The sequence below is a fragment of the Pseudomonas sp. AL10 genome (assembly GCF_029960685.1).
GTDB classification, from domain to species: Bacteria; Pseudomonadota; Gammaproteobacteria; order Pseudomonadales; family Pseudomonadaceae; genus Aquipseudomonas; species Aquipseudomonas lactis.
Genome location: NZ_JASBQZ010000099.1, coordinates 1 through 438, shown reverse-complemented (window position 1 = coordinate 438; position 438 = coordinate 1). Strand labels below are relative to the sequence as shown.

Here is a 438-nt window from a genome sequence, read left to right as displayed (position 1 = left end):
CGACCACCCTGCCCTTGCCCACCGATTCTCGGCCCGCGATCACCAATAGCCTGGCGGAAGCGGCGATCTACTTGGGTTCGGCGCCTGACGAGTTGGTGCTGGCCCAGGCCTCGCGTTTCTATCACTTTCGCGATGGCGTACTGGTCTCGATCAGCGATGCGTATGACAACCGGCTGCGCCTTTGCCGGGATCGTTCAGGGCGGATTGAGCGGCTGGATAACGGTGCGGGTCGTTCGTTGCTGTTGCGTTATGAGTTGGGTCGCATCGTCGCGGTGGACTACCAGGTTCATCGCGCCACAGGGCGTGCACCTTACGTCTGGGAAACCGAGCAGAACGTTGTTTCCTACGCCTATGACGAAGCGGGACGACTGGTTTGCGCGACGAATGCTGTCGGAGAAAGCGAGCGTTATCGGTACGACGATCAGCACGTCATTCTCG

General features: G+C 60.3%; 1 protein-coding gene. It reads left to right on the top strand.

Features of this window, described 5'->3' with window-relative positions:
* Positions 1-438 (top strand): hypothetical protein (locus tag QK296_RS28975; protein ID WP_282392369.1); only part of this gene is annotated, 438 nt, incomplete at both ends.